Source organism: Vibrio sp. 10N.222.49.A3 (assembly GCF_041475145.1).
Classification (GTDB): Bacteria; Pseudomonadota; Gammaproteobacteria; order Enterobacterales; family Vibrionaceae; genus Vibrio; species Vibrio tasmaniensis_A.
Window position 1 is genome coordinate 38,609 of sequence record NZ_JBFRVM010000056.1, and the last position, 24,741, is coordinate 63,349.

The following is a 24,741-nucleotide window of genomic DNA, read 5'->3' on the forward strand; positions in this document are numbered from 1 at the left end:
CCGTCAACTCGCTATCTGTAATTTGGAGAAAATAATGAAAAATAAAATGAAAAAACAGTCAGGCTTTACTCTATTGGAAGTGATGGTTGTGGTGGTTATTCTTGGTGTTTTAGCTAGCTTTGTTGTTCCTAACCTTTTGGGTAACAAAGAGAAGGCGGATCAACAGAAAGCCATCACGGATATCGTGGCGCTAGAGAACGCGCTAGATATGTACAAACTGGATAACAGTGTTTACCCAACAACGGATCAAGGCCTTGATGGATTGGTTTCTAAGCCAAGCAGTCCAGAGCCTCGTAACTACCGTGACGGTGGCTACATTAAGCGTCTGCCTAACGACCCATGGGGCAATGAGTACCAATACCTAAGCCCAGGTGATAACGGTACTATCGATATCTTTACGCTTGGTGCTGACGGCCAAGAAGGTGGTGAAGGTATCGCTGCGGATATCGGTAACTGGAACATGCAAGATTTCCAATAAGCTTCGGTTTATTGTCGCTTGATAAGTTCCTGTTGATTGAACAGTTCGTGTTAGTTGATACGTTATTGATGGTAAGACGTATACAGATGGAGTCTACAAGGTGAAAACTAAGCAAACACAGCCAGGTTTCACCTTGATTGAGATTCTTTTGGTGTTGGTATTACTGTCAGTAACGGCGGTCGCGGTGATCGCGACTATTCCGACCAATAGCAAAGATGTCGCTAAAAAATACGCTCAAAGCTTCTATCAACGAGTTCAATTACTCAATGAAGAGGCTATTTTGAGTGGCTTGGATTTTGGCGTTCGTGTCGATGAAAAGAAATCGACGTACGTTCTGATGGCGCTTAAGTCAGAAGGTTGGCAAGAAGTCGAATTTGAAAAAATCCCCTCTTCAACTGAATTACCGGAAGAACTCGCGTTGTCACTGACTTTAGGTGGTGGCGCATGGGAAGACGATGATCGTTTGTTCAATCCCGGAAGCTTGTTTGATGAAGATATGTTTGCGGATCTTGAAGAGACAAAAAAGCCCAAGCCACCTCAGATATACATTTTGTCGAGTGCTGAAATGACGCCATTTGTATTGTCGTTTTATCCAAATACCGGAGACACCATACAAGATGGTTGGCGTATTCGCGTGTTGGATAATGGTGTGATTCGACTGCTAGAGCCGGGAGAAGAAGATGAAGAGGAATAACCGTTCTCCTTCTCGTGGTATGCCTCTTGGTTCTCGAGGAATGACACTGCTTGAAGTATTAGTTGCGCTGGCTATCTTCGCTACGGCGGCGATCAGTGTGATTCGTGCTGTCACCCAGCACATCAATACGCTCAGTTATTTAGAAGAAAAAACCTTCGCGGCGATGGTTGTTGATAACCAGATGGCCTTAGTCATGCTGCATCCTGAGAAGCTTAAAAAAGCGCAGGGCACGCAAGAGTTAGCGGGAAGAGAGTGGTTCTGGAAGGTGACTCCCATCGATACCAGCGATAATTTATTAAAGGCGTTTGATGTGAGTGCAGCAACCAGTAAGAAAGCTTCTCCAGTGGTCACGGTGCGCAGTTATGTGGTCAATTAAAAGCGTGTCGTTAGCTAAGAGCAAGTCGCCAAGCGAGAGCATGTCCGCCAATAAGCGAGAGCCTCGTAAACAAGGTCTATCTTCAAAAGGGAGAGGCTTTACTTTAATCGAAGTTTTGGTCTCGATTGCCATCTTTTCCACGTTAAGCATGGCGGCTTATCAGGTGGTAAATCAGGTCCAACGAAGCAATGAACTCTCTATTGAGCGCAGTGCTCGTTTAAATCAACTGCAACGCAGTTTAGTCATTTTAGATAATGATTTTCGCCAGATGGCGGTACGACAATTTCGTACCAATGGTGAAGAAGCATCATCTAAGCTGATCCTAATGAAAGAGTATTTACTGGATTCCGACAGTGTTGGCATTATGTTTACTCGCCTTGGTTGGCACAATCCACAGCAGCAGTTCCCTCGCGGAGAAGTCACCAAAGTAGGCTACCGCATAAAAGAGGAAACGCTTGAGCGTGTATGGTGGCGTTACCCCGATACACCTGCCGGCCAACAAGGTGTGATTACTCCTCTGCTTGATGATGTTGAGAACCTGGAGTTCGAGTTTTATGACGGAAGCCGCTGGGGCAAAGAGTGGCAAACCGATAAATCACTGCCTAAAGCGGTGAGACTTAAGCTGACACTGAAAGATTACGGTGAGATAGAACGTGTTTATCTCACACCAAGTGGCGCCTTAGATCAGGTCGATGATTCTTCAAACAGTGACTCTTCAGGCAGTAATGAGGGGAATAATGATTCATCAAACTAATAAGCCTGCACTGACAAGGTCGGCTGTGGGGCGTAAGCAGCGTGGTGTCGCGCTGATCATTATTCTGATGCTTTTGGCGATCATGGCAACCATAGCTGGCAGTATGTCGGAACGTCTGTTTACGCAATTCAAGCGCGTTGGCAATCAACTGAATTACCAACAGGCTTACTGGTATAGCATTGGTGTAGAAGCGCTTGTCCAAGACGGTATTAGGCAAAGTTATAAAGATAGTGATACGGTGAACTTAAGCCAGCCATGGGCGTTAGAAGAGCAGGTGTACCCATTGGATTATGGCCAAGTTAAAGGGCGTATCGTTGATGCACAGGCTTGTTTCAATCTTAATGCGCTCGCTGGGATTACGACGACATCAAGTAACCAAACCCCTTATTTAGTGAAGGTTTGGCAAACCTTACTGGAAAACCAAGATGTGGATCCTTATCAGGCTGAGGTTATCGCAAATTCAAGTTGGGAATTTCTGGACTCTGATACTCGAGCCACCTCTTCTACGGGTGTAGAAGACAGCACTTATGAGGCGATGAAGCCAGCTTATTTGGCGGCGAATGGCTTAATAGCAGATGAATCGGAGCTGCGAGCCGTTTATCAGGTCTCTGGTGAGGCAATGGAAAAGGTACATCCATTTATTTGTGCTTTGCCCACTGATGATTTCCGATTAAACGTGAATACCATCTCGGAAAAGCAGGCATCTTTACTGGAAGCAATGTTTGCACCCGGTCTAAGTGAATCAGACGCCAAACAGCTGATAGACAAGCGCCCATTTGATGGCTGGGATTCGGTGGATGCGTTTATGGCTGAGCCTGCTATTGTTGGTGTGAGTGCTGAAGTCAGCAAACAAGCGAAAGCATATTTAACTGTAGATAGCGCCTATTTTGAGCTAGATGCAGAGGTATTAGTTGAGCAGTCTCGTGTACGTATACGAACGCTTTTCTATAGTAGTAATAGAGAAACAGTGACGGTAGTACGCCGTCGTTTTGGAGGAATCCGTGAGCGAGTTTCTGACCGTTCGACTGAGTAGCGAGCCACAAAGCCCAGTGCAGTGGTTGGTTTGGTCGACAAGCCAACAAGAAGTGATAGCAAGTGGTGAGCTGTCTAGCTGGGATCAGCTTGATGAGTTAACGCCTTACGCTGAAAAGCGTAGCTGTATCGCTTTATTGCCGGGAAATGAGTGCTTAATTAAGCGTGTTGAAATTCCGAAAGGTGCTGCTCGCCAGTTCGACTCTATGCTGCCATTTTTGTTAGAAGACGAAGTGGCACAAGATATCGAAGACTTACATCTAACCATTTTAGATAAAGATGCAACGCACGCTACTGTGTGTGGTGTAGATCGCGAATGGTTAAAACAAGCTTTAGACCAGTTTCGCAAAGCCAATATTATTTTCCGTAAGGTGCTGCCAGATACACTATCCGTGCCTGTTGAAGAACAAGGCATCAGTGCGTTGCAAATCGACCAGCATTGGCTATTGCGCCAAGGTCACTCTCAACGTCAAGGTAACTATCAAGCCGTATCAATCAGCGAAGCATGGTTAGCGATGTTTTTGCAAAGTGATTGGGTTGTAGCTGACGACGAAGAGCAACCTACGACTATCTTCAGCTACACCACAATGCCGAGCGATGATGTACAGCAGCAAAGCGGTATGGAATGGCAAGCAAAGCCTGCGGAATTGGTGATGTCCTTATTGAGCCAACAAGCGATCACAAGCGGCGTAAATTTACTGACGGGCACCTTTAAAACCAAATCTTCTTTCAGTAAATATTGGCGTGTATGGCAGAAGGTGGCGATCGCTGCTTGCTTGCTGGTGGCCGTGATTGTGACTCAACAAGTGTTGAAGGTGCAGCAATACGAAGCACAAGCACAAGCCTATCGCATGGAGAGTGAGCGTATCTTTAGAGCCGTTCTGCCAGGTAAACAACGAATTCCGACAGTAAGCTACCTTAAACGTCAGATGAATGACGAAGCTAAGAAATACGGTGGCTCAGGCGATGGTGACTCCTTACTTGGTTGGTTAGCATTGCTACCAGAAACGTTAGGACAAGTGAAATCGATCGAAGTCGAAAGCATTCGCTATGATGGAAATCGCTCTGAAGTTCGATTACAAGCTAAAAGCGCTGATTTTCAACATTTTGAGACGGCTAAAGTAAAACTTGAAGAGAAGTTTTCCGTTGAACAAGGGCCATTGAACCGTAATGGCGATGCCGTATTTGGCAGTTTTACCCTTAAGCCCCGTCAGTAACTGCGTAAGGAGATCAGTGATGAGAAATATAATTGAGCCACTCCAAGCGTGGTGGACTTCAATAAGTCAAAGAGAGCAACGATTAGTCGTTGGTTGCTCAATTTTATTGGTAGTAGGTATCATTTATTGGGGGCTAATACAGCCCCTCAGTCAGCGAGCTGAACTGGCACAGAGTCGCATTCAAAGTGAAAAGCAACTACTGGCTTGGGTTACCAATAAAGCCAATGAGGTGGTTGAACTAAGAGGCAATGGTGGCATTAGTGCTAGTCAGCCTCTGAATCAATCCGTGCCCGCATCTATGCGTCGCTTCAAGATTGAATTGATACGAGTGCAACCACGTGGCGAGATGCTGCAAGTGTGGATTAAACCTTTGCCATTTAATCAATTTGTTGATTGGCTGACATACCTGAAAGAAAAGCAGGGTGTTGAGGTTGAGTTTATGGATATTGATCGCTCTGATAGCCTTGGGGTTATTGACGTCAACCGACTACAGTTTAAATGAGGTTAATGTGAAACGCGGTTTATCTTTTAAGTATGGTTTGTTATTTAGCAGCATCTTTATCGTTTTTTTCTCGGTAAGTTTGTTGCTGCACTTGCCGGCTTCTTTTGTTCTCAAACATGCGCCCGTTGTACGTGGTTTAAGCATTGAAGGTGTTGAGGGTACGGTTTGGCAAGGTCGCGCTAACAATATTGCGTGGCAGCGTGTCAATTACGGCTCAGTGCAGTGGGACTTCCAGTTCTCTAAGCTATTCCAAGCCAAAGTAGAACTTGCGGTTCGCTTTGGACGTAACAGCGACATGAACTTATCTGGTAAAGGGCTTATCGGGTATAGCATGAGTGGTGCTTACGCGGAAAACTTAGTGGCATCAATGCCAGCTAGTAACGTGGTGAAGTATGCGCCTGCTATCCCTGTGCCAGTGTCTATTGCAGGACAAGTTGAACTGACTATCAAACATGCGGTTCATGCTCAACCTTGGTGCCAATCGGGTGAAGGTACGCTTGCTTGGTCGGGCGCTGCGGTTGATTCTCCGGTTGGCTCGTTAGATTTTGGCCCTGTGATTGCTGACATCAGTTGTGAAAACAGCACTGTTTCAGCGAAAGGTAATCAGAAGAGTGCTCAAGTTGATAGTGAGTTTTCTGCGAGCGTAACGCCAAATCAAAGCTACACCTCGGCTGCATGGTTTAAGCCGGGCGCTGAATTCCCACCTGCGATGCAGAGTCAGCTTAAGTGGTTGGGCAACCCTGATAGCCAAGGTAAATACCAATTTACTTATCAAGGCCGTTTTTAGCTAAATAGTTAAGGGTTACTAAACGACGAAATATAAATAAAACGGGCACCTCAGTGAGGTGCCCGTTTTATTTGTTCTGAGAATCTAGAGGATATCTGACGGTTAAAGAGAGCAAACAAGCCTAGTCTTTACCTTGTAAGATTTCTGCCCACGGTAAGTCAGCATCACCAAGTACAATGAAGTTCGGGTTCTCAAGCGTCTCTCTTTCATTGTACGAAAGCGGCTCTAACTGGGTACTTAAGATTCGTCCGCCAGCTTCTTCAACAATGCACTGGGTTGCTGCGGTATCCCACTCTCCGGTTGGTCCAATACGTAGATAACAGTCCACAGCACCTTCTGCGACTAAACATGCCTTAAGCGCAGCAGAGCCAAGAGGAACTAAGTCGTAGTTCCAAGCAGAGCTCATACGGTTAGTTATTCGATTGATGTCTTGGCGACGGCTGATTGCCATCGCGATCGATTGGTTTGGTAGCTCGTGACGATGCGTTTTGATTTTAACGCTGTCATTAAGATCTGGGATCTTCCAAGCGCCTTTGCCACTGTAAGCGTAATAGCTCACACCTGAAACCGGTGCGTACACGACGCCCATTACCGGCTTGTTGTGTTCGATTAGGGCAATGATTGTCGCGAAATCGCCACTTCGTGCGATGAACTCCTGTGTACCGTCCAGCGGGTCAACCAACCAGTAGCGATCCCATTGAGAACGTTGCTCTAGGCTGATATCAGCGGCTTCTTCCGATAACACCGGAATATCAGGTGTCAGTTCGCTAAGTTTTTTCGAGATCAGTTTATGAGCGGCGAGATCAGCACTAGTGACGGGCGTATCATCACTCTTGGTAAACTCTTCGTAATCTTTTTTCTCGTAGATCTCTAAGATCAGTTGCCCAGCAGAGCGAGCAATCTCAATGACAGAGGGCAGCAGGTGAGACAAATCTTTTGTTATTGGCATAAATATTCTCTTACTCTTCGAGTGATTCTGACTGTTTTAATTATTGTTTAATACGCGAAGGGCTAATAGTAGGGCGGTAATACTGCGAGCCTCACAGAAGTCGAGATGCGTTAACAGTTCTTCGGCTTGAGCAAGTGGCCAGCGCACAATGTCTAGTGGCTCTGGTTCATCACCTTCTAGTTTCTCTGGGTAGAGCTCTTCTGCGATAAACAGCGTCATCTTGCTAGAGAAATAAGAGGGTGCAAGGATCACTTCTTTTAGAGGAGTCAGCTTGTTGGCACCAAAGCCAATCTCTTCTTTTAGTTCACGAACGGCGGCTTCATTTGGTTGTTCGCCTGGATCAATTAGACCTTTTGGGAAGCCGAGTTCATAGCGCTCTGTACCCGCAGCGTATTCACGTACTAACAGAATATCGCCTTGTTCAGTAATCGGAACCATCATGACTGCGTTTCGGCCGCTGGGCTTCATACGTTCGTAAGTGCGCTCTTCACCGTTTGAAAAGCGTAAATCGAGAGACTCGATAGAGAACAGTTTTGATTGAGCGACAGTTTGCTGAGCCAATATTTCTGGTTTGGTCCTTTTTGTCATTGCGCTCACTCCTTAACTCATTGGAATTCTTTCTTATAAAGTCATTCTAATATAGGGGAAATGACGGTGAGTTCCTAGATCCTAGCTTTCATATCCTAGAATTATTGGAGCAGGAACCGATTGCGATCACTTGAATACCTTACTGCAAATGGTAACGCCTCACTATTGTTGGCATTGAACGGGAAATATACGGTTCAGGAGTGCTTCTGCTGTTTTAAACACAAAAAAAGGTTGATGCTTGCGCATCAACCTTTTGATTGAATCTTTAACTACCTACTGGCTAAGACTGTATGAGTACTTAGCCGTAGGAGCACTTAGTTGTAAAGTGCCTAGTAGTAAAAATGATTAGTAGTAAGAGTGCTCACCGCGATCGTGTTCAGTTGCATCACGAACGGCTGTCAATTCACCTTCGAATTGTTGAAGAAGTTCTTTCTCGATGCCTTCTTTTAGCGTTACATCAACCATAGAACAACCGTTACAACCACCGCCGAATGCAACGATAGCAGCACCTTCTTCAGTGATCTCTACTAGGCTAACGTGACCGCCGTGGCCAGCAAGCTGTGGGTTCACTTGGGTTTGGATTGCATACTCAACACGCTCTATCAGAGTTGCGTCGTCTGATACTTTACGCATTTTAGCGTTTGGTGCTTTAAGTGTTAGTTGAGAGCCCATTTTGTCAGTCACGAAGTCAATCTCAGCTTCGTCTAGGAATGGCAGGCTTAACTCATCTACGTATGCAGAGAATGCTTCGAAAGACAGTTTTGTATCAGACGCTTCGATAGCATCTGTTGGGCAGTAAGAAACACCACACTCAGCGTTTTGTGTGCCTGGGTTTACCACGAACACACGAATGTTTGTACCTTCAGGCTGCTGTGACAGCAGATTGGCAAAGTGAGTTTGAGCTGTTTCTGTAATAGTAATACTTGACACGACGAATACCTGAGTAGATTTGTAGGTTATTAGCGCCATTCTACTCCTGTCAGACTTGTATTTCAGCCCTTTTTTGTTGGATTGCTGTACAAGTAGCGATTCACAGCTTCTATCCAGAGGGCTCAGGAGTGCGGCAGATGCAGTAAATATCAATCCTTTTCACACCTACTTCAAGTAGTAATTGGCATAATTGATACACAGTACTGCCGGTGGTTACAACATCATCAATTATCGCGACGTGAGAGGGGATGTTTCCTTGAAAGTCTTGTTTTCGAAGCGTAAAAGCACTCTTTAGATTGTGCAATCGTGCGGATTTAGTTAGCCCTTGCTGAGAAGCTGTTGAGCGAATTCGACGGAACAGCACCTCATCTTTAACGCCAAGTTCTTGAGCTGTGTAATTAGCGAGCAGCTGACTTTGATTAAAGCCACGGTGAATGTATCGACGCCAATATAGAGGGACACTGGTGATCATCGAAGCAGGATACTCGATACGTGAGGCCAATAGCTTTGACAGATCGCGTGCAAACCAAAACTTATCGGCGTACTTCATTTGCTGAATGTAACGTGCTGTTGGAAAGGTGTAGTCCCCAACACAATAGAGACGATGCCAAGGTGGAGGCTGTGATAAACATTGCCCACACTGCTCTACTGTGAGCAGCGTTTTTAAACCACATCGTTGGCAGCGAGGAACTGGATCAAAGAGTTTGAGACAAGAATTACACCATCTAGGGTGAGTATCGCTGTGCGACTTATCTAGCTTACACAGGTCGCATTGAGGTGTGACCAGACGTGATGTGTGTTTTTGTAGCCAATCGGATAACATAGCTCGTGATGCTTTTGGGTTATGGTGTTCCTTTTACTCACAATACTGAAAAGCGCGGTTTATCGCTGATGGAAAAAGTAGGGAATATCGAGAATGAGTGACACGTTATATTGGCATGTTTCTGGGCAAGGGCCTGATTTAGTGTTGGTTCACGGCTGGGGAATGAACGGTGCGGTATGGCAACAAACCGTTGATGCGTTAGAAGCTGATTTTCGAGTGCATGTTGTTGACCTTCCTGGGTATGGACACAGTTCTCATTGCCACGCTCAAGATCTTGAAGAGATAGCTCAGCAACTGTTGGCCGAAGCTCCAAAGCAGGCTATTTGGGTCGGTTGGTCACTGGGTGGCTTGGTCGCAACACACATGGCTTTGCATCACTCAGATTACGTAAGCAAATTGGTGACTGTTGCCAGTTCTCCTAAATTCGCCGCTGCAAAAGAACCCGTGTTATGGCGAGGCATTCAGCCAAACGTATTAAGCGCATTTACCGAACAGCTGGTTGAAGATTTCCAAACTACTATCGAACGCTTTATGGCACTGCAAGCCATGGGCAGCCCTTCTGCAAGGCAAGATGTAAAACAACTCAAGCAAGCGGTACTGTCTCGTCCGCTTCCGAATCCTGATTCTTTATTAGCCGGCTTAAAGATGCTGTCTGATGTTGACTTGCGTGAACAACTGCCGGAGATTTCAGTGCCTATGTTGCGTTTATACGGGCGACTGGATGGATTGGTGCCAATCAAGGTAGCAAAAGATCTGGGTAGAGCGCTGCCTCATACCGAGCAATATATATTCACGCAGTCTTCACATGCGCCGTTTATGACAGAAGCCGATGCCTTTTGCAGTGAACTAGTTAGCTTCGCGCAAAAATAATCACTAAATTTATTGCCGGATTGGTCGATATATAACCTAATACCAATCACAGTAAGTAAGTAAGTAAGTGTTCAAAAATAGCGTAGGAAAAAGGCTTGAGAACAAGGCTGCTTTTTTTTGACAAGTAGTTTTGATAAGTAGTTATTCTACAGTCAAAAGTTCTAACGCCGTTATCGAGCATTTTAACAAGCTAGGATGAGCAGTTATTTACTACGATTGGTATAACACCAAGGCATTGCATGATACTCAGACCTCACTCTCTCATGAGTTGATTGCGGTAAGTTGGGCTATGCCTGTTGTGCTGACTCAGTACGACAGTGTTATGGCAACAGTGATGGGCGATTCTTGAGGAGAGTTCGCGATGATTGTGTCACCTGCAACTGCAGTAAGTGTGCCACTAATCGCCCCGTCCGTTAATGTGCAAACAGAGCAAGTTGCGCGTGATAATAGAGTCCGAGAACCTGTTGCTCCCGCAGTAGCATTGGCGAGAACCAATGCAGAGCGTAAGGTAAAACCGGACGATAAACGAAGGCAGCAGTCGGCTTGGGATCCTTCAGACCATCCAGGTTATGAAATGGAGAACGAGTCAGAGGCCAATTCGGTTAGCCATGAAAAGCCACAAGATCCTTTTGACAGGCTGTTCAGCTTATTGGCTCTGAGAACATACAGTGCTGATCAAGGAAAGGGCTATACCATGCGTTTCCGCCTGCCAAAGCATGTTTTAGATGCGGCGATTCAGGAGGGACAGATGGAGAAACGACGTAAGGTCATAAAATATCATTATGGTCATGCTGTTGCGCCTCATGCTCCGTCAGAGATGTTAGTCGTATTATAGTTATACTCTTCATACTTGAAGCTGCAGCGTTGTTAACTGCGTAAGTTCACCCTAATCACATAGAACCTCTATGCTCATAGGGCTGAACTTCATTCCTTTGTAAGGAAAAGGTTGCCTAGCTGCAACTCCAATTATTTTGAGTATAAGCACGAAGAATACAACCAAGCTTCGATGTCTCTTTTGAACACATAATAAAAAAACCTGCATACCCTAAGGGATGCAGGTTTTCTGTTTTAAGCATATCTGTTTTGCAGACGAGTTAACGGATTACTTTTTCGCTTTTGCAAAAGCAGCAGCGAATGCACCACCCATCGCCGCGTTTTGTTGTGGTTCCTCACGACGGCGTTGTCCACCTTGTGAGTTTTGGTTCGGGCGGTTTTGTGTGCGAGGTGCACTTGAACGTTGTGCGCGGTTATCTTGTCCAGGCTCATCTTTCATGCGCATGCTTAGTGCAATACGTTTACGCTGAACATCCACTTCCATCACCTTCACTTTCACGATATCACCCGCTTTCACCACTTCACGTGGGTCAGCGACAAAGCGATCGGTCAGCGCTGAAATGTGTACCAAGCCGTCTTGGTGAACACCAATATCTACGAACGCACCAAAGTTTGCCACGTTTGAAACCACACCTTCTAAGATCATGCCAGGTTCCAAGTCAGACATGCTATTTACGCCATCGGCGAACGTCGCAGTCTTGAACTCAGGACGAGGATCTCGACCCGGTTTATCCAGCTCTTTGATGATGTCGGTTACTGTCGGTACACCAAAATTCTCATTAGTGTAATCAACCGCATGTAAGCCACGTAAGAAGTCTGTGTTACCTACCAGAGACTTGATGTCTTTCTGGTTTTTCTCGGCGATGGTTTTTACCAATGGGTAAGCTTCTGGGTGAACCGATGATGCGTCTAGCGGGTTCTTACCATCCATGATACGCAGGAAGCCAGCACACTGTTCAAAGGCTTTTGGCCCTAAACGAGCGACTTTCTTCAAGGTAGTGCGGGCTTCAAAGCGACCGTTTTCATCACGGAAATCCACGATGTTTTGAGCGATGGTGTTAGAAAGACCAGCTACGCGGGTTAGAAGCGCAGCAGAAGCGGTATTCACATCAACACCAACCGCGTTTACACAGTCTTCGACAATCGCATCTAGGCGCTTAGCGAGCATAGTTTGGCTAACGTCGTGTTGGTATTGGCCCACACCGATCGATTTAGGGTCTATCTTCACTAGTTCTGCCAGTGGATCTTGTAGACGACGCGCAATAGACACCGCACCACGAATCGAGACATCCATATTCGGGAATTCTTTTGCCGCTAGCTCAGAAGCAGAATAAACCGATGCGCCCGCTTCGCTAACAATGATTTTCTGTGCTGTTAGGTTGCCACGCTTAATCACATCAGCAACAAAGCTGTCGGTTTCGCGTGAAGCCGTACCATTACCAATCGCAATCAAATCAACATTGTATTGACGAACCATCTGCTCAACAACGTGTGCAGATTTGTCGTATTGCTTTTGAGGTGGGTGAGGGTAAATGGTCTCTGTTGCCAGAACCTTACCGGTTGAATCCACCACGGCGATTTTCGAACCAGTACGTAAACCCGGATCCAAACCTAGGGTTGCACGAGGGCCAGCAGGCGCCGCCATTAGCAAGTCTTTAAGGTTGGTTGCGAACACTTCAATCGCTTCGATTTCACCGCGTTCTTTCATCGCGCCCATCAACTCAGTTTCCATGTGCATAGAAACCTTGATACGCCATGCCCAACTAATCACTTGCTTACGCCATGCATCTGCAGGAGCGCTGCTCAGGGTAATACCATAGTGTTCAGAGATGATGTTTTCGCAGTATGAACCACGGACGCCTTCTTCTTGTTCTGGGTCTGCATTCATTGCCAACGTTAGGAAGCCTTCATTACGGCCACGCAACATGGCAAGCGCACGGTGAGAAGGGACTTTATTGAGTGTTTCGTTGTGTTCAAAATAGTCTTTGAACTTCTCGCCAGCTTGCTCTTTGCCTGCCACGACACGTGAAACGAGCTCAGAGTTACGTGTTAGATGTTGGCGAATCTTTTCAAGTAGGTTTGCGTCTTCTGCAATACGCTCCATCACGATTGCACGTGCCCCATCGAGTGCGGCTTTAGTATCAGCAATGCCTTTATCGCTGCTGATGAAGTTAGCGGCTTCGGTTTCAGGATCGTGCTGTGGTTCATTCCAAAGTGTATCGGCAAGTGGTTCTAAGCCTGCTTCGATTGCGATTTGACCTTTGGTACGACGCTTTGGTTTGTATGGCAGGTATAGATCTTCTAGGCGAGTCTTACTGTCGGCTTGAGTGATATCACGCTCCAGTTCTGGCGTGAGCTTGCCTTGGTCTTGAATCGATTTTAGGATCGTTTGGCGACGAGCGTCTAGCTCGCGAAGGTATGAAAGGCGACTATCAAGGTTACGTAGTTGGGTATCGTCTAAGCCACCCGTGACTTCTTTACGGTAGCGGGCAATAAAGGGAACGGTATTACCGTCGTCAATTAGGTTTACTGCGGCGGTGACTTGCTCTGAACGAACATTCAGTTCTTCAGCAATCAGTCGACAGATAGCTTGGCTCATCCGATGAATCTCTTATTTAATATCATGACAAATACATGGGGGTGAGCGTACGCTTTTTCTAGCTTTGACTGTGTAATTATCCTGTCAGAAGTCCAATTTCCGTTTCTGATACCCACTTTGTGCGAGATCTCTCACACGTGGTGTGCGACTAAGTCACTTTAAATCGATGAAATCGTCTTAAAATAAATCTAAGTTACTGATTTTATTTGTTTGTGTGTTTGTGGGCGTATTTCTCGCCTGAAATATTTTTTGGGACTGTCTAGGAAACTCGCCCAAATACCGTAATATTTAACTTGTCGACAGGGAGTTGGCAGGAACAGGAAAAAGCCTAATGGACTAGGTATCTTCAGGATGAAGATTTGATTACTTAGGATGAGTGGTCAGCAAGGAAGTGATAACCTCTGGATGAGATTCGCCAGTCAGGATGACAGGCTAGAATGGACACCGCTAGGATGGCGATGAACAAAAAGGAAATTGGTTAAAGGATTTAGCCACTATCAAGGAAAGATGCAGGGAGCACCTTATCTCGAAGAGATAAACAGTAGCCGGATTGCTGCGATAGAGACTTAACCCCGTCAGGCGAAAGCCTAGCGGGGTTTTCTTTTATCTGGCGTTTGGGTTTGCTGAACACTTAGCTCATCGCTAAGTGTTTATTAGGTTTGATTATTCGTCGTCTGCGTAGCGAATCGAGTTAATGAACCACTCTTTGTCGCCTTCCGGTGTGGTTACCGTAAACTCGTCATCCACTTCTTTCTTGAGCATAGCTCTAGCCATTGGTGAGTCGATAGAGATATAGCCTTTGGCATCGCCGTAGATCTCTTCTGGGCCGACAATTCGAAACTTCTTAATTTCCCCATCATCATTCTCAATCTCGACCCAAGCACCGAAAAATACCTTACCTTCTTGTTGTGGCGAGTAATCCACGATAGTGACATCTGGTAGGAATTTGCGTAGGAAACGCACTCGGCGATCAATCTGACGAAGCAAACGCTTATTGAAGGTGTAATCTGCGTTTTCTGAACGATCTCCAAGGCTTGCAGCCCAAGTGACTATCTTAGTAATTTCAGGACGTTTCTCGTGCCATAAGTGGTCATGTTCTGCTTTGAGTTTGTTATAACCTTCGCGGGTGATAAGTTTGGTTTTCATAAATCTGACTTAATGAAATGATGATCTAAGATAGAATATATAGAAAGGCAACATACGTTAACAATTATTTAGGCGACTTTTCCCTCAATAATGTTACATTTTTAATGTCTTATACCAATATACAATGTACCAAGAATGCTTAACCTTAGGTTTAAGCTTTAATAGGTGGAACCATTACATGCAAGAAAACTACAAAATTTTAGTGGTCGATGACGATGCTCGTTTACGTGCACTGCTAGAACGCTATCTGTCAGAGCAAGGCTTTCAAGTGCGTAGCGTGGCAAACAGTGAGCAGATGGACCGCCTGTTAACCCGTGAAAACTTTCACTTGATGGTATTGGATTTAATGTTGCCGGGCGAAGACGGTCTTTCGATCTGTCGTCGTCTACGAAACGCAAACAACTCGCTACCAATCCTGATGCTTACAGCAAAGGGTGACGAAGTGGATCGCATTGTGGGTTTGGAAGTGGGTGCTGATGATTACCTGCCAAAACCATTTAATCCACGTGAACTGCTTGCTCGTATCAAAGCGGTAATGCGTCGCCAAGTGATTGAAGCACCGGGCGCGCCAAGCACAGAAGAGTCTGTGGTTGAGTTTGGTGAGTTCCGCCTAAACCTAGGTACACGTGAAATGTTCCGCGGTGAAGAGCCTATGCCTCTTACCTCAGGTGAATTTGCGGTTCTGAAGTCACTGGTCACTAACGCTCGTGAGCCAATGTCTCGCGATAAGCTGATGAACATGGCTCGTGGCCGTGAGTATTCAGCGATGGAACGTTCTATCGATGTCCAGATTTCGCGTTTGCGTCGTCTAGTAGAAGAAGATCCAAGTAAACCTCGTTATATCCAAACGGTGTGGGGCTTGGGTTATGTATTCGTTCCAGATGGCAAAGCTGTGTAATCTAGCTTTGCTCGTTGTGTGATTCAGAATTCTTTATTTACGGGTCATCTCATTAATATGCGATGGCCCGTTTTGTATTCAGCACAATGAGAGATACCAATCGTAGTAAATAACTGCTCATCCTAGCTTGTTAAAACGCTCGATAACTTCGTTAGAAATTTTGATTGTAAAATAACTACTTATCAAAAATTGCAGCCTTGTTCTCAAGCCTTTTTCCGGCGCTATTTATGATCATTTACTTACTGTGATTGGTATTACAGCTATAGTTCCCACTATATCCCTTTATCATCCCTCACTTTAGGTCTTCTATGCGCATACGTAGCTCCTTTACTCAGTCGATAGTGCTCTTCTTAACCCTGTTGGTTGCTAGCCAAATCTTTTCTTATTACGCGGTGTTCAATTATGCATTGATGCCGAGTTTGCAGCAGTTTAATAAGATTTTGGCTCACGAACTAAACCTAGTATTGGACCAAGGCAGTGATATCGAGATTGATGCGCCACTGCGTCAGCGTGTACTTGAGCAGCTCGGGGTTACGGTTCATGCCAAGGACCGTGAAGCGTCGGGCGAGTACTACCATGCGGTCGCGATAGACCTGATGAGTGAGGAGATGACCAAAGAGCTCGGCTCTGAAACCGAAGTGCGATTGGTTTTGGGCAAAGAAAGTTACGTGTTGTGGATGGACATTGCGCAGTTGCCTAACTCCTTGATTCGTATTCCCCTATCTGAGCTGCAAGAAGAAGACTTTGCGCCTCTATTTCGTAACAGCCTGATCATGGCGTTGTTGATTGTTGCTGGTGGTTGGCTGTTTATCCGCTTGCAAAATCGGCCGTTGATAGCCCTAGAGAAAGCCGCGCAAGGTGTTGGGCGTGGTGATATTCCACCGCCACTTCCAGTGCAAGGTGCACAAGAGATTCGCTCGGTAACTCGAGCCTTTAATCAGATGTCGAAGGGCATTCAAGAACTCGAAGAAGATAGAGCCCTACTCATGGCGGGTATCAGCCATGATCTGCGTACACCACTCACGCGTATTCGCTTGGCGACTGAGATGATGTCGCCAGAAGACAGTTATCTAGCGGAAGGGATCATCAGTGATACTGAAGAGTGCAATGAGATCATCAGTCAGTTTATGGATTACCTAAAGCCTGTTGATCGAGACTCATTCCAGGCGGTATTTGTTGATGATATTGCGCGCGAGGTCTCTAGCTCTGAAGGTGGCTATGAGGTTCAGATTGAAACCGATATTCCAGAAACCATGAAACCTGCGTTGGGTAACCCGATCGCGATGAAGCGTGCAGTGAGTAACTTGGTGGTGAACGCGCTACGCTACGGTAATGGTTGGGTCAAAGTATCGACTGGCATGACGGCAGATAACAAACTGGCTTGGGTAACGGTAGAAGATAACGGTCCGGGTATTCCACAAGACCAGATCGGGAAGTTGTTTGAACCGTTCACGCGTGGTGACACGGCTCGTGGTAGTGAAGGGACAGGTTTAGGTTTAGCGATCGTGAAACGTATTGTTAGTCAGCATCAAGGTGCGGTGGTGGTGAATAACCGCAGTGAGGGTGGCTTGAAGGCGCAGATCAGTTTCCCTGTGAAACCTTAGGCTATACGCACGAAAAAGGCTTCCTTGTAGAAGCCTTTTTACGTTTTAAGCAAGATATGAGGGCGAATTACGCCTTAGAATACACATCGCGCTCACCCAGCCAGCGGTTGATGATCGCCTTGGCGTTGTCTGGGTAGCTATCGTGAATATGACGCGCGATACGCTGCACTTCAGGTATCAAACGTTGGTCACGGACTAAGTCGGCAATCTTAAAATCAGCCAAGCCTGTTTGCTTAGTGCCAAGCAGTTCACCGGGGCCACGGATCTCTAAGTCACGCTGAGCTATCACAAAGCCATCGTTACTTTCACGTAGTACTCCTAAGCGTTTCTGAGCGGTTTTAGAGAGTGGGGAGTGATACAGCAGTACACAATGGCTCGCGACTGAACCACGGCCAACACGGCCACGCAGTTGGTGGAGTTGCGCTAGACCAAGACGCTCAGGATTCTCGATGATCATTAAGCTTGAATTCGGTACATCCACACCTACTTCAATCACGGTTGTAGCAACTAACAGGTGCAGTTTGTTCTCTTTGAATTCCTGCATCACCGCTTGTTTCTCTGCGGGTTTCATTCGGCCATGAACCAAACCAATTTTTACGTCGGGCAGTTTGCGTTGCAGCTCTTCTGCCGTATCCGCTGCAGCTTGAGCTTCCAGTACTTCCGATTCATCGATCAACGTACACACCCAGTAAGCTTGTTTGCCTTCATTGAGACACGCATTTTTCACACGTTCAACAATGTCATCGCGCTTGGTATCAGGAATCGCGACGGTTTGAATTGGGGTTCGCCCCGGTGGTAACTCATCAATAATCGAGGTTTCAAGGTCGGCATAGGCCGTCATCGCAAGTGTTCGTGGAATTGGCGTAGCAGTCATCACCAACTGATGAGGGTAATAACCTTGCTTCGCGCCTTTTTCACGCAGCTCTAGTCGCTGGTGGACACCAAATCGGTGTTGCTCATCAATGATCACTAAGCCAAGGTTTTTGAATTCGACATGCTCTTGAAATAGCGCATGAGTACCGACCACCATTTGCGCTTCGCCGCTGGCAATACGTGTTAGCTCAGTTTCACGAGCTTTGCCTTTGAGCTTACCTGCTAGCCATCCAACTTGAATACCCATTGCCTCAAACCAGTTGGCAAAGTTAATCGCGTGTTGTTCTGCGAGTAGTTCAGTTGGTGCCATCAGTGCTACTTGCTGACCGTGTTGGAGTGCACGAACAGCCGCGAGTGCCGCGACTAAGGTTTTACCTGAGCCCACATCACCCTGTACTAAACGCATCATAGGGTGCGGCTTTTCCAAGTCAGCTTCGATCTCTTTGGTTACTCGTGCTTGTGCGTTGGTTGGCGAGAACGGCAGCTGAGCTAACAGCTTATCTTTGAGGGTGTTCACCGGAGGAAAAGGCATTGCCTTGTCTTGCTGCCCTTTACTGCGAACAGACAACATCGACAGGTTTTGAGCCAGTAGCTCTTCCATAATTAGACGCAGTTGCGCGGGGTGCTTGCCTTCATCAAACAGCTCTAGGTCAATGCCCGGGGGCGGCCTGTGAATGGTATGCAGTGCTTGTGCGAGGGTAATTTGGTGGTCGTATAGACCAGACGGTAGCAGCTCATTGACGGCTGCTTTATCGATTAACTCTAGAGCTTGGTCTGTGAGGTTACGTAGCGTGACTTGTCTTAGCCCTTCAGTGGTTGGATACACCGGAGTCAGGTTGGCTTCAACGTCTGGTTGTTGCCTAGGAGCAAAGAATTTGTAATCCGGATGGACAATCTCAAGCCCCATATTGCCGCGCTTGATCTCACCATAAGCATGCACTTGTTTGCCTTCGGCAAAGTTATTCTTCATTCCTGCAGTAAAGTTGAAAAAGCGCAGAGTAATCGTGCCGTTACCATCACTGATTTTTACCGCCAACATCTTACGTTTACCAAAAATGGTATCGACGTGCATTACCTTACCTTGCACCGCAGCCCAAAGACCAGCGTGCAGTTTTACTATTGGATAGATACGCGTTCGATCTTCATAACGTAGTGGTAGGTGAAACAGTAGGTCTTGTACATTGTTAAGCCCAACCTTTTCCAGTTTCTCTGCGACTTTTGCGCCGACTCCAGATAAAGAGTTGAGAGGGATAGCAGATAAAAGCTGTGACATAACAAGGCTCATAAACGTAAGAGAGATAATCTATTCAAGCATTTTACTGGATTTTTGTACAGGCATGAATAGCATGAAGCTAGGGGAACTCTAGAATCGCAGCCACAAAAAAATCCCCTTAAGCGATAAAGCATTAAGGGGATTTCAATTCTTAGCAAAGTTGCTAATAAGTTCGAACGTTAGTTCTTACGACGTCTTACTTTGAGCGCGTGTGGCATCACACGTAGCTTCTTCATAATGCTCGCTAAATGAACACGATCTTTCGTGGTCAACAAGATAGTCACTGTGTACAAGCGTCCGTCACGTTCTTCGGTTGAAATACCGTGAATGTTCGAGCCTGTTTTCGAGATAACGTTAGTTAACTCAGCCAGTGCACCTTGATGGTTCTGTAATTCGACCTGGAGTTCAGCAGTGAACTCTTGGTTGTAATCGTCAGACCATTCAACCGCCATGTATTTATCCGGTTCTTTCTGGTAACCACGAACGTTTGGACACGTTTCTCGGTGTACCACAAGACCACGACCTGGAGATACATGAGCAATAATGTGATCATCTGGAATCGGGTGACAACAGTTGGCGAACGTCAGTAATAGGCCTTCAGCACCACGGATAGGTAATTTCTTCCTAGGTGTATCGCTGTTGTTTGCCACTTCAGTCAGTTCGTCAGCATCGCCCAATAAACGACGAGCAATAACGATACTCATCAGCTCACCAAGACCAATCGATGCTAGCAAGTCCTCAATGTTATCGAGACGTAGATCAGACAATACATGTTCGATATTCTCTTGACCGACATCGGCAATAGAGTGTTCACCAAGTGCATGGTTCAGTAGGCGACGGCCAAGGGTAATCGACTCTTCACGACGCATCGTTTTCAGAACCTGACGGATCTTCGTACGCGCACGTGAGGTCACTACATAGTTGAGCCATGCTGCGTTCGGACGTGCGCCCGGAGCACTGATGATCTCAATAGTTTGGCCATTCTTCAGCGATTTGCTGAGTGGGTAAGGGTTCATGTCTACACGAGCACCGACACACATGTTGCCGACGTCGGTATGTACCGCGTAAGCAAAATCGACTGCTGTTGCGCCTGCTGGAAGTTCGACAATGCGACCTTTCGGCGTGAATACGAAGATCTCATCTGGGAACAGATCAGATTTAACATTTTCAATGAATTCGAATGAGTTACCTGCGCTTTGTTGCAGCTCAAGTAAGCTCTGCATCCAACGTTGTGCTTTAACCTGTGCGGTTGTCCCGTTGCTACTGCGTGAGCCATTGCCTTTGTAAGACCAGTGCGCCGCGACACCTTTATCTGCCATCTGCTCCATATCTTCAGTTCGGATCTGGACCTCAACTGGCACCCCGTGAGGGCCGATCATTGACGTGTGCAGAGATTGGTAGCCGTTGGCTTTCGGTACTGCAATGTAGTCTTTCATGCGGCCAGGACGGGGCTTGTACAGGCTGTGGGCCTGACCAAGTACGCGATAGCAAGTATCTGGTGTATCAACCACCACGCGGAAAGCGTAGATGTCCATAATGGTGTGGAAGCGCTGCTCTTTGGTTTTCATCTTGTTATAGATGGAGAACAGGTTCTTTTCACGACCAAGTACGCGAGCAGGCAAACCGACTTCTTCAAGGCGGCCTTCGATTTCGCTATGGATACGTTGGATCATCTCCTTACGGTTACCACGCGCAGCTTTCACTACGTTTTTCAGGACGCGATAACGGTTAGGATAAAGGGCTTCGAAGCCCAGCTCTTCTAGTTCTGTCTTAATGTTATGAATACCAAGACGGTGAGCTAGCGGAGAATAAATCTCTAGGGTTTCACGAGCAATACGACGCTTCTTATCAGGACGAAGTGCCCCAAGCGTACGCATGTTGTGAGTACGGTCAGCTAATTTGATCAAGATAACGCGGATGTCTTGCACCATCGCGAGAACCATCTTACGGAAGTTCTCTGCTTGCGCTTCTTTGCGATCACGAAATTTAAGCTTATCCAGCTTAGATACACCATCAACCAGTTCAGCAACGGTATTGCCGAATTGAGCTTCTAGCTCCTCTTTTGTAACTTCAGTATCTTCAATTACATCGTGGAGTAAGGCTGCTTGCAGAGTTTCGATATCCAGACGCATTTCTGCCAGGATTCTTGAAACAGCTACAGGGTGGATAATGTATGGTTCACCCGTTGAACGGGTTTGCCCTTCATGGGCGTCTCTCGCTACCACATAAGATTGACGCAGAGCCTCAACTTGAGGCTCTGTTAGGTATTCTTGGGCAACGTCTTTGAGGCTATCGAATAGATACAAATTAAAGGCCCGGAAGGTTAATTAGTTCGAATGACGCTTTTTGCGGCTGTGATCTAACGATTGCGAGCTATCGAGTGTGAGCGATGCTGCTTACTGCTGCAAGCTCAGCCGCTTCTTGCTCTTGTTGCTCTTGACGCTCACGAGCATCTAGTACGTCTTTAGTGATAAGACCTTCTTCGATTTCGCGAAGAGCGATAACCGTTGGCTTATCGTTTTCTTCAGGCACTAGTGAATCTTTGCCGCCAGTTTGCATTTGACGTGCGCGGCGAGCCGCAATAAGAACTAGGTCGAAACGGTTGCCAACTTTTTCAACAGCGTCTTGAACAGTTACGCGTGCCATGAGGACTCCAAATAGTAATTAACTAATAAATTTTTGATGACGAGAAAGTATACAAGTTTAACTAGAGACTTTCTAGTTCACCGTATACTTATCTCAATGGAAAATCCAGTTATACCAATCACAGTAAATAAGTGTTCAGAGATAGCGCCGAACAAAAGTTTGAGAACAAGGCAGAATTTTTCGATAAGTAGTGACCCTACAATCAAAAATTCTAACGACGTTATCAGGCTTTTTCACAAGCTAGAATGACCAGTTGTTTACTACGATTGGTATCAGAGATTATTCCGCTAGTAGTGCTGTAAGCATGCCGCTGTATTTTGCTGCTTGCTTATCTTCTTTTAAGCGCTCCGCACGAATGATAGCTCTGAAGTCCATTAGGGCTGCATCAAAGTCATCATTCACGATCACATAATCATATTCTGCATAGTGAGAAATTTCTGATTTTGCTTCGCTCATGCGTTTTGCAATAACTTCGTCGCTGTCTTGGCCGCGAACATTTAAACGACGCTCTAGCTCACCATTTGATGGTGGAAGAATGAAGACACTCTTCGCTTGAGGCATTTGTTCACGGATTTGACGAGCACCTTGCCAGTCGATATCTAGGAATACATCGATACCGCGGTCTAGGTTTTCTTCAATCCAAACGCGTGAAGTACCGTAGTAGTTGCCGAAAACTTCAGCGTACTCTAGGAATTCACCTTTATTAATAAGGTCTTCAAAATGATGCTTCTCTACGAAGTGGTAGTGAACACCATTTTCTTCACCAGGGCGCATACCGCGAGTGGTGTGTGAAACAGATACCTTCATTGCGTAGGTTGGATTGGTTTCTAGCATTGCTGAGATCAAGCTCGACTTACCTGCGCCACTAGGTGCAGATACGATGTAAAGAGTACCTTTGCCCATCTGTATATTTCCACTGTTGGTTGGATTGAGTGAGGGCGATAAACCGACACTATAAAAGATAGCACTGACTCTAATTTTTGTTCCGATGGTTGCATCTAAAAAGGGATAACAAGTAAAACTAATAGAGACAACTGGTGAAAATTAGGTCAGAAAAATGGAGGCGAAGAGTAGCATATTTAGATGATTGAGAACAACTGGCTTGATCGTTATTTATTCTCAAATGATCCTTTGTCTGATCTTCCTATAAATGTAATGACTGATCATGTTCAGTTTTTTATGTGATCTGAACAAAATTTGTTGAAGTTTTAATCTCAATCCTTACAATCCGCGCAAACGATTAAATGCTGTATATATCTAGGGTCTGTTGACCTTTCGCGATGGAGTTTTGTTCGAGAAAAAATCGTTTTAGGCGCGGCAAGGAGTTTGTAGCCTAGTATTCTAAGTAAAGACTCCTTAACAAAGCATAAAACGATTTTAGCCGAACCCTTCGGGCAGCGTTTGTTGGTGATTTCTACTGCGTTATCGACTTCTTATGTAGGCTAGCTACACTTCAAAGTCTCTGCCTTGTAGAAACCCTCAACAACTCGCTGCAAAAATCATCTCGAAGGGCCAATAGACCCTACTAGACTGGATGTTTCTACTACCGAGCCTACCTTGGTGACTACAGTTTTTAGTGTAGAGATCCCTCTATTCTCACAGCATTTGAATCTCAAGTTTCTTAATTTAATACATAGGTTTTGTTGTGAATACCGACTCCACCCTGAAAGCCCAGAAGACATCTGGCTCACTTGACACCATGTTCAAACTCTCAGAGAGAAAGACCACGATCAGCACTGAGCTATACGCAGGTTTTATTACCTTCTTAGCGATGAGTTATATCTTGGCAGTTAACCCAGCAATTTTGGGTGGCATTCCGGGAATGGACAAAGGTGCAGTCTTTACGGCGACCGCTCTTTCTGCTGCTATTGCAACGCTTATCATGGGCATTTGGGGTAACTATCCAGTCATGCTAGCACCTGGCATGAGCATGAATGGCTTCTTCAAAGGTTTATTGTTAAGTGGTTCAGTGGCGGTACTTTGGAATGAAGCATTATTTGGCATCTTCCTATCGGGTATTCTTTATCTTGCCTTCTCATTGACTAATATCCGTAAGTCGATGATTGAATCGATTCCTGAAGATTTGAAGCTGGCGATTACTGTGTCTCTCGGCTTGTTCATTGCCTTCTTAGGCCTTAAGAATGCGGGTATCATCGTTTCTAACCCGTTCGTACTGGTTGGTTTAGGTGACATTTCCGATCCAAAAGTGATCATCGCTTATGTGAGCATCTTCATCGCATTGGGCTGTATGGTTCGTGATATTAAGTTGGCCACGTTTATCTCGTTTGTTTCAGCTATCGTACTGACCATTCTTGCTGATGTATTCATGGGCACATCAAACGCCCCAATCCCTGACCAATTCGTTTCAATGCCACCAAGTATGGCAGGCAGCTTTGGCGCTATCTTTGACTTCTCAGCTTTTACGCCTGAGAAAATGTTCGATTTGTTGTTCATCGTACTTATCTTCTTGATTGTCGATTTCTTCGATGGATTGAGCACGATTGTGGGTGTTGGCCGTGATGCCGGTATCATCGACAAAGACGGTAAAGTGCCGAATGCAAAATCGGCGCTAGTGGCTGATGCGGGCGGTACTGTGATTGGTTCAATTCTAGGTACCACATCGATTACTGCTTTCTCTGAATCGGGTATTGCCTCTTCTCAAGGTGCGAAAACAGGTTTAGCGGCAGTCATGGTGGCTGGCCTATTCCTAGTGTCTTTATTCCTATACCCAATCTTCTCTATCTTCTCAGCGGCAATGGTCGCGCCTGCGATGGTTGTGGTAGGCATCTACATGGTGGGTCGTCTTGGTCAGATTAACTGGGAAAAGAAAGAGTCACGCATTGCAGCTTTCCCCCTCTGGCAGGATAG

At 46.0% G+C, this 24,741-nt stretch carries 23 protein-coding genes; 13 read left to right on the forward strand and 10 right to left on the reverse strand.

Translation table 11 applies throughout. The features are described from left to right. The first annotated feature begins 34 nt into the window (after positions 1-34). From gspG to AB4589_RS11820, 8 genes are all read left to right on the forward strand, one after another. Complete coding sequence (gspG, locus tag AB4589_RS11785) at positions 35-478, forward strand: type II secretion system major pseudopilin GspG (RefSeq protein ID WP_009848023.1); 444 nt, start codon at positions 35-37, stop codon at positions 476-478. A 100-nt stretch (positions 479-578) separates the two neighbouring features. Beyond that, positions 579-1,172, forward strand: coding sequence for a type II secretion system minor pseudopilin GspH (gene gspH / locus AB4589_RS11790; protein ID WP_102257545.1), 594 nt, complete (start codon positions 579-581; stop codon positions 1,170-1,172). Then, entirely contained in the window at positions 1,159-1,548 is a 390-nt protein-coding gene (gene gspI / locus AB4589_RS11795) for a type II secretion system minor pseudopilin GspI (protein WP_076667666.1), read from the forward strand. The genes gspH and gspI overlap by 14 nt, the downstream gene beginning before the upstream one ends. Further along, complete coding sequence (gspJ, locus tag AB4589_RS11800; protein ID WP_017099559.1) at positions 1,535-2,302, forward strand: type II secretion system minor pseudopilin GspJ; 768 nt, start codon at positions 1,535-1,537, stop codon at positions 2,300-2,302. The genes gspI and gspJ overlap by 14 nt, the downstream gene beginning before the upstream one ends. Continuing rightward, positions 2,286-3,335 (forward strand): type II secretion system minor pseudopilin GspK, encoded by a 1,050-nt coding sequence (gene gspK, locus AB4589_RS11805; RefSeq protein WP_371701502.1) that lies wholly within the window; start codon positions 2,286-2,288, stop codon positions 3,333-3,335. Before gspJ ends, gspK begins: the two co-directional genes overlap by 17 nt. Then, entirely contained in the window at positions 3,304-4,551 is a 1,248-nt protein-coding gene (gene gspL / locus AB4589_RS11810; RefSeq protein ID WP_371701504.1) for a type II secretion system protein GspL, read from the forward strand. The genes gspK and gspL overlap by 32 nt, the downstream gene beginning before the upstream one ends. Positions 4,552-4,570: 19 nt before the next feature. Further along, positions 4,571-5,053 carry a type II secretion system protein M gene (locus tag AB4589_RS11815; RefSeq protein ID WP_009848017.1) on the forward strand — a complete coding sequence of 161 codons (483 nt, stop codon included), beginning with the start codon at positions 4,571-4,573 and terminating at the stop codon, positions 5,051-5,053. Positions 5,054-5,060: 7 nt separating this feature from the next. Further along, complete coding sequence (locus AB4589_RS11820; RefSeq protein ID WP_372100563.1) at positions 5,061-5,840, forward strand: type II secretion system protein N; 780 nt, start codon at positions 5,061-5,063, stop codon at positions 5,838-5,840. A gap of 121 nt (positions 5,841-5,961) precedes the next feature. Here AB4589_RS11820 and cysQ read toward each other — a convergent pair whose 3' ends face one another. The 4 genes from cysQ to AB4589_RS11840 form a co-directional block, all read right to left on the reverse strand. Further along, a complete protein-coding gene (cysQ, locus tag AB4589_RS11825) occupies positions 5,962-6,789 on the reverse strand; it encodes a 3'(2'),5'-bisphosphate nucleotidase CysQ (RefSeq protein WP_009848015.1) in 828 nt (275 codons plus the stop codon). 36 nt (positions 6,790-6,825) lie between these two features. Further along, positions 6,826-7,377, reverse strand: coding sequence for an ADP compounds hydrolase NudE (gene nudE / locus AB4589_RS11830; protein ID WP_009848014.1), 552 nt, complete (start codon positions 7,375-7,377; stop codon positions 6,826-6,828). A 345-nt stretch (positions 7,378-7,722) separates the two neighbouring features. Continuing rightward, complete coding sequence (nfuA, locus tag AB4589_RS11835) at positions 7,723-8,346, reverse strand: Fe-S biogenesis protein NfuA (protein ID WP_372100565.1); 624 nt, start codon at positions 8,344-8,346, stop codon at positions 7,723-7,725. A 70-nt stretch (positions 8,347-8,416) separates the two neighbouring features. Next, positions 8,417-9,130 carry a ComF family protein gene (locus AB4589_RS11840; RefSeq protein WP_372100567.1) on the reverse strand — a complete coding sequence of 238 codons (714 nt, stop codon included), beginning with the start codon at positions 9,128-9,130 and terminating at the stop codon, positions 8,417-8,419. A gap of 93 nt (positions 9,131-9,223) precedes the next feature. Here AB4589_RS11840 and bioH point away from each other — a divergent pair, with 93 nt between their 5' ends. Both bioH and AB4589_RS11850 read left to right on the forward strand, forming a co-directional pair. Then, positions 9,224-10,000, forward strand: coding sequence for a pimeloyl-ACP methyl ester esterase BioH (gene bioH / locus AB4589_RS11845; RefSeq protein ID WP_009848011.1), 777 nt, complete (start codon positions 9,224-9,226; stop codon positions 9,998-10,000). A gap of 361 nt (positions 10,001-10,361) precedes the next feature. Then, positions 10,362-10,835: an ATP-dependent Lon protease gene (locus tag AB4589_RS11850; RefSeq protein WP_372049459.1), complete on the forward strand. Its 474-nt coding sequence runs from the start codon at positions 10,362-10,364 to the stop codon at positions 10,833-10,835. Between the two features lie 267 nt (positions 10,836-11,102). Here AB4589_RS11850 and AB4589_RS11855 read toward each other — a convergent pair whose 3' ends face one another. Next, the gene (locus AB4589_RS11855) at positions 11,103-13,433 is read right to left on the reverse strand and encodes a Tex family protein (RefSeq protein WP_372100568.1); all 2,331 of its coding nucleotides are present in this window, start codon (positions 13,431-13,433) and stop codon (positions 11,103-11,105) included. Positions 13,434-14,096: 663 nt separating this feature from the next. Continuing rightward, entirely contained in the window at positions 14,097-14,579 is a 483-nt protein-coding gene (gene greB, locus AB4589_RS11860; protein WP_371709431.1) for a transcription elongation factor GreB, read from the reverse strand. A 178-nt stretch (positions 14,580-14,757) separates the two neighbouring features. Here greB and ompR point away from each other — a divergent pair, with 178 nt between their 5' ends. Both ompR and envZ read left to right on the forward strand, forming a co-directional pair. Beyond that, entirely contained in the window at positions 14,758-15,477 is a 720-nt protein-coding gene (ompR, locus tag AB4589_RS11865) for a two-component system response regulator OmpR (protein WP_009848007.1), read from the forward strand. A 308-nt stretch (positions 15,478-15,785) separates the two neighbouring features. Continuing rightward, positions 15,786-17,081: a two-component system sensor histidine kinase EnvZ gene (envZ, locus tag AB4589_RS11870; RefSeq protein ID WP_371709430.1), complete on the forward strand. Its 1,296-nt coding sequence runs from the start codon at positions 15,786-15,788 to the stop codon at positions 17,079-17,081. Between the two features lie 67 nt (positions 17,082-17,148). Here envZ and recG read toward each other — a convergent pair whose 3' ends face one another. The 4 genes from recG to gmk all read right to left on the reverse strand — a co-directional run bounded on the left by recG (position 17,149) and on the right by gmk (position 22,776). Next, complete coding sequence (gene recG, locus AB4589_RS11875) at positions 17,149-19,227, reverse strand: ATP-dependent DNA helicase RecG (protein WP_372100571.1); 2,079 nt, start codon at positions 19,225-19,227, stop codon at positions 17,149-17,151. Positions 19,228-19,406: 179 nt separating this feature from the next. Further along, complete coding sequence (gene spoT, locus AB4589_RS11880; protein WP_012603022.1) at positions 19,407-21,533, reverse strand: bifunctional GTP diphosphokinase/guanosine-3',5'-bis pyrophosphate 3'-pyrophosphohydrolase; 2,127 nt, start codon at positions 21,531-21,533, stop codon at positions 19,407-19,409. A gap of 67 nt (positions 21,534-21,600) precedes the next feature. Continuing rightward, positions 21,601-21,873, reverse strand: a complete 273-nt coding sequence (rpoZ, locus tag AB4589_RS11885) for a DNA-directed RNA polymerase subunit omega (RefSeq protein WP_009848003.1) — start codon at positions 21,871-21,873, stop codon at positions 21,601-21,603. Between the two features lie 279 nt (positions 21,874-22,152). Beyond that, a complete protein-coding gene (gmk, locus tag AB4589_RS11890; protein ID WP_009848002.1) occupies positions 22,153-22,776 on the reverse strand; it encodes a guanylate kinase in 624 nt (207 codons plus the stop codon). 742 nt (positions 22,777-23,518) lie between these two features. On the opposite strand from gmk, the gene AB4589_RS11895 reads away from it, so the two are divergent. Continuing rightward, the coding region (locus AB4589_RS11895; protein WP_372100573.1) for an NCS2 family permease at positions 23,519-24,741 on the forward strand (1,223 nt) is incomplete at its 3' end.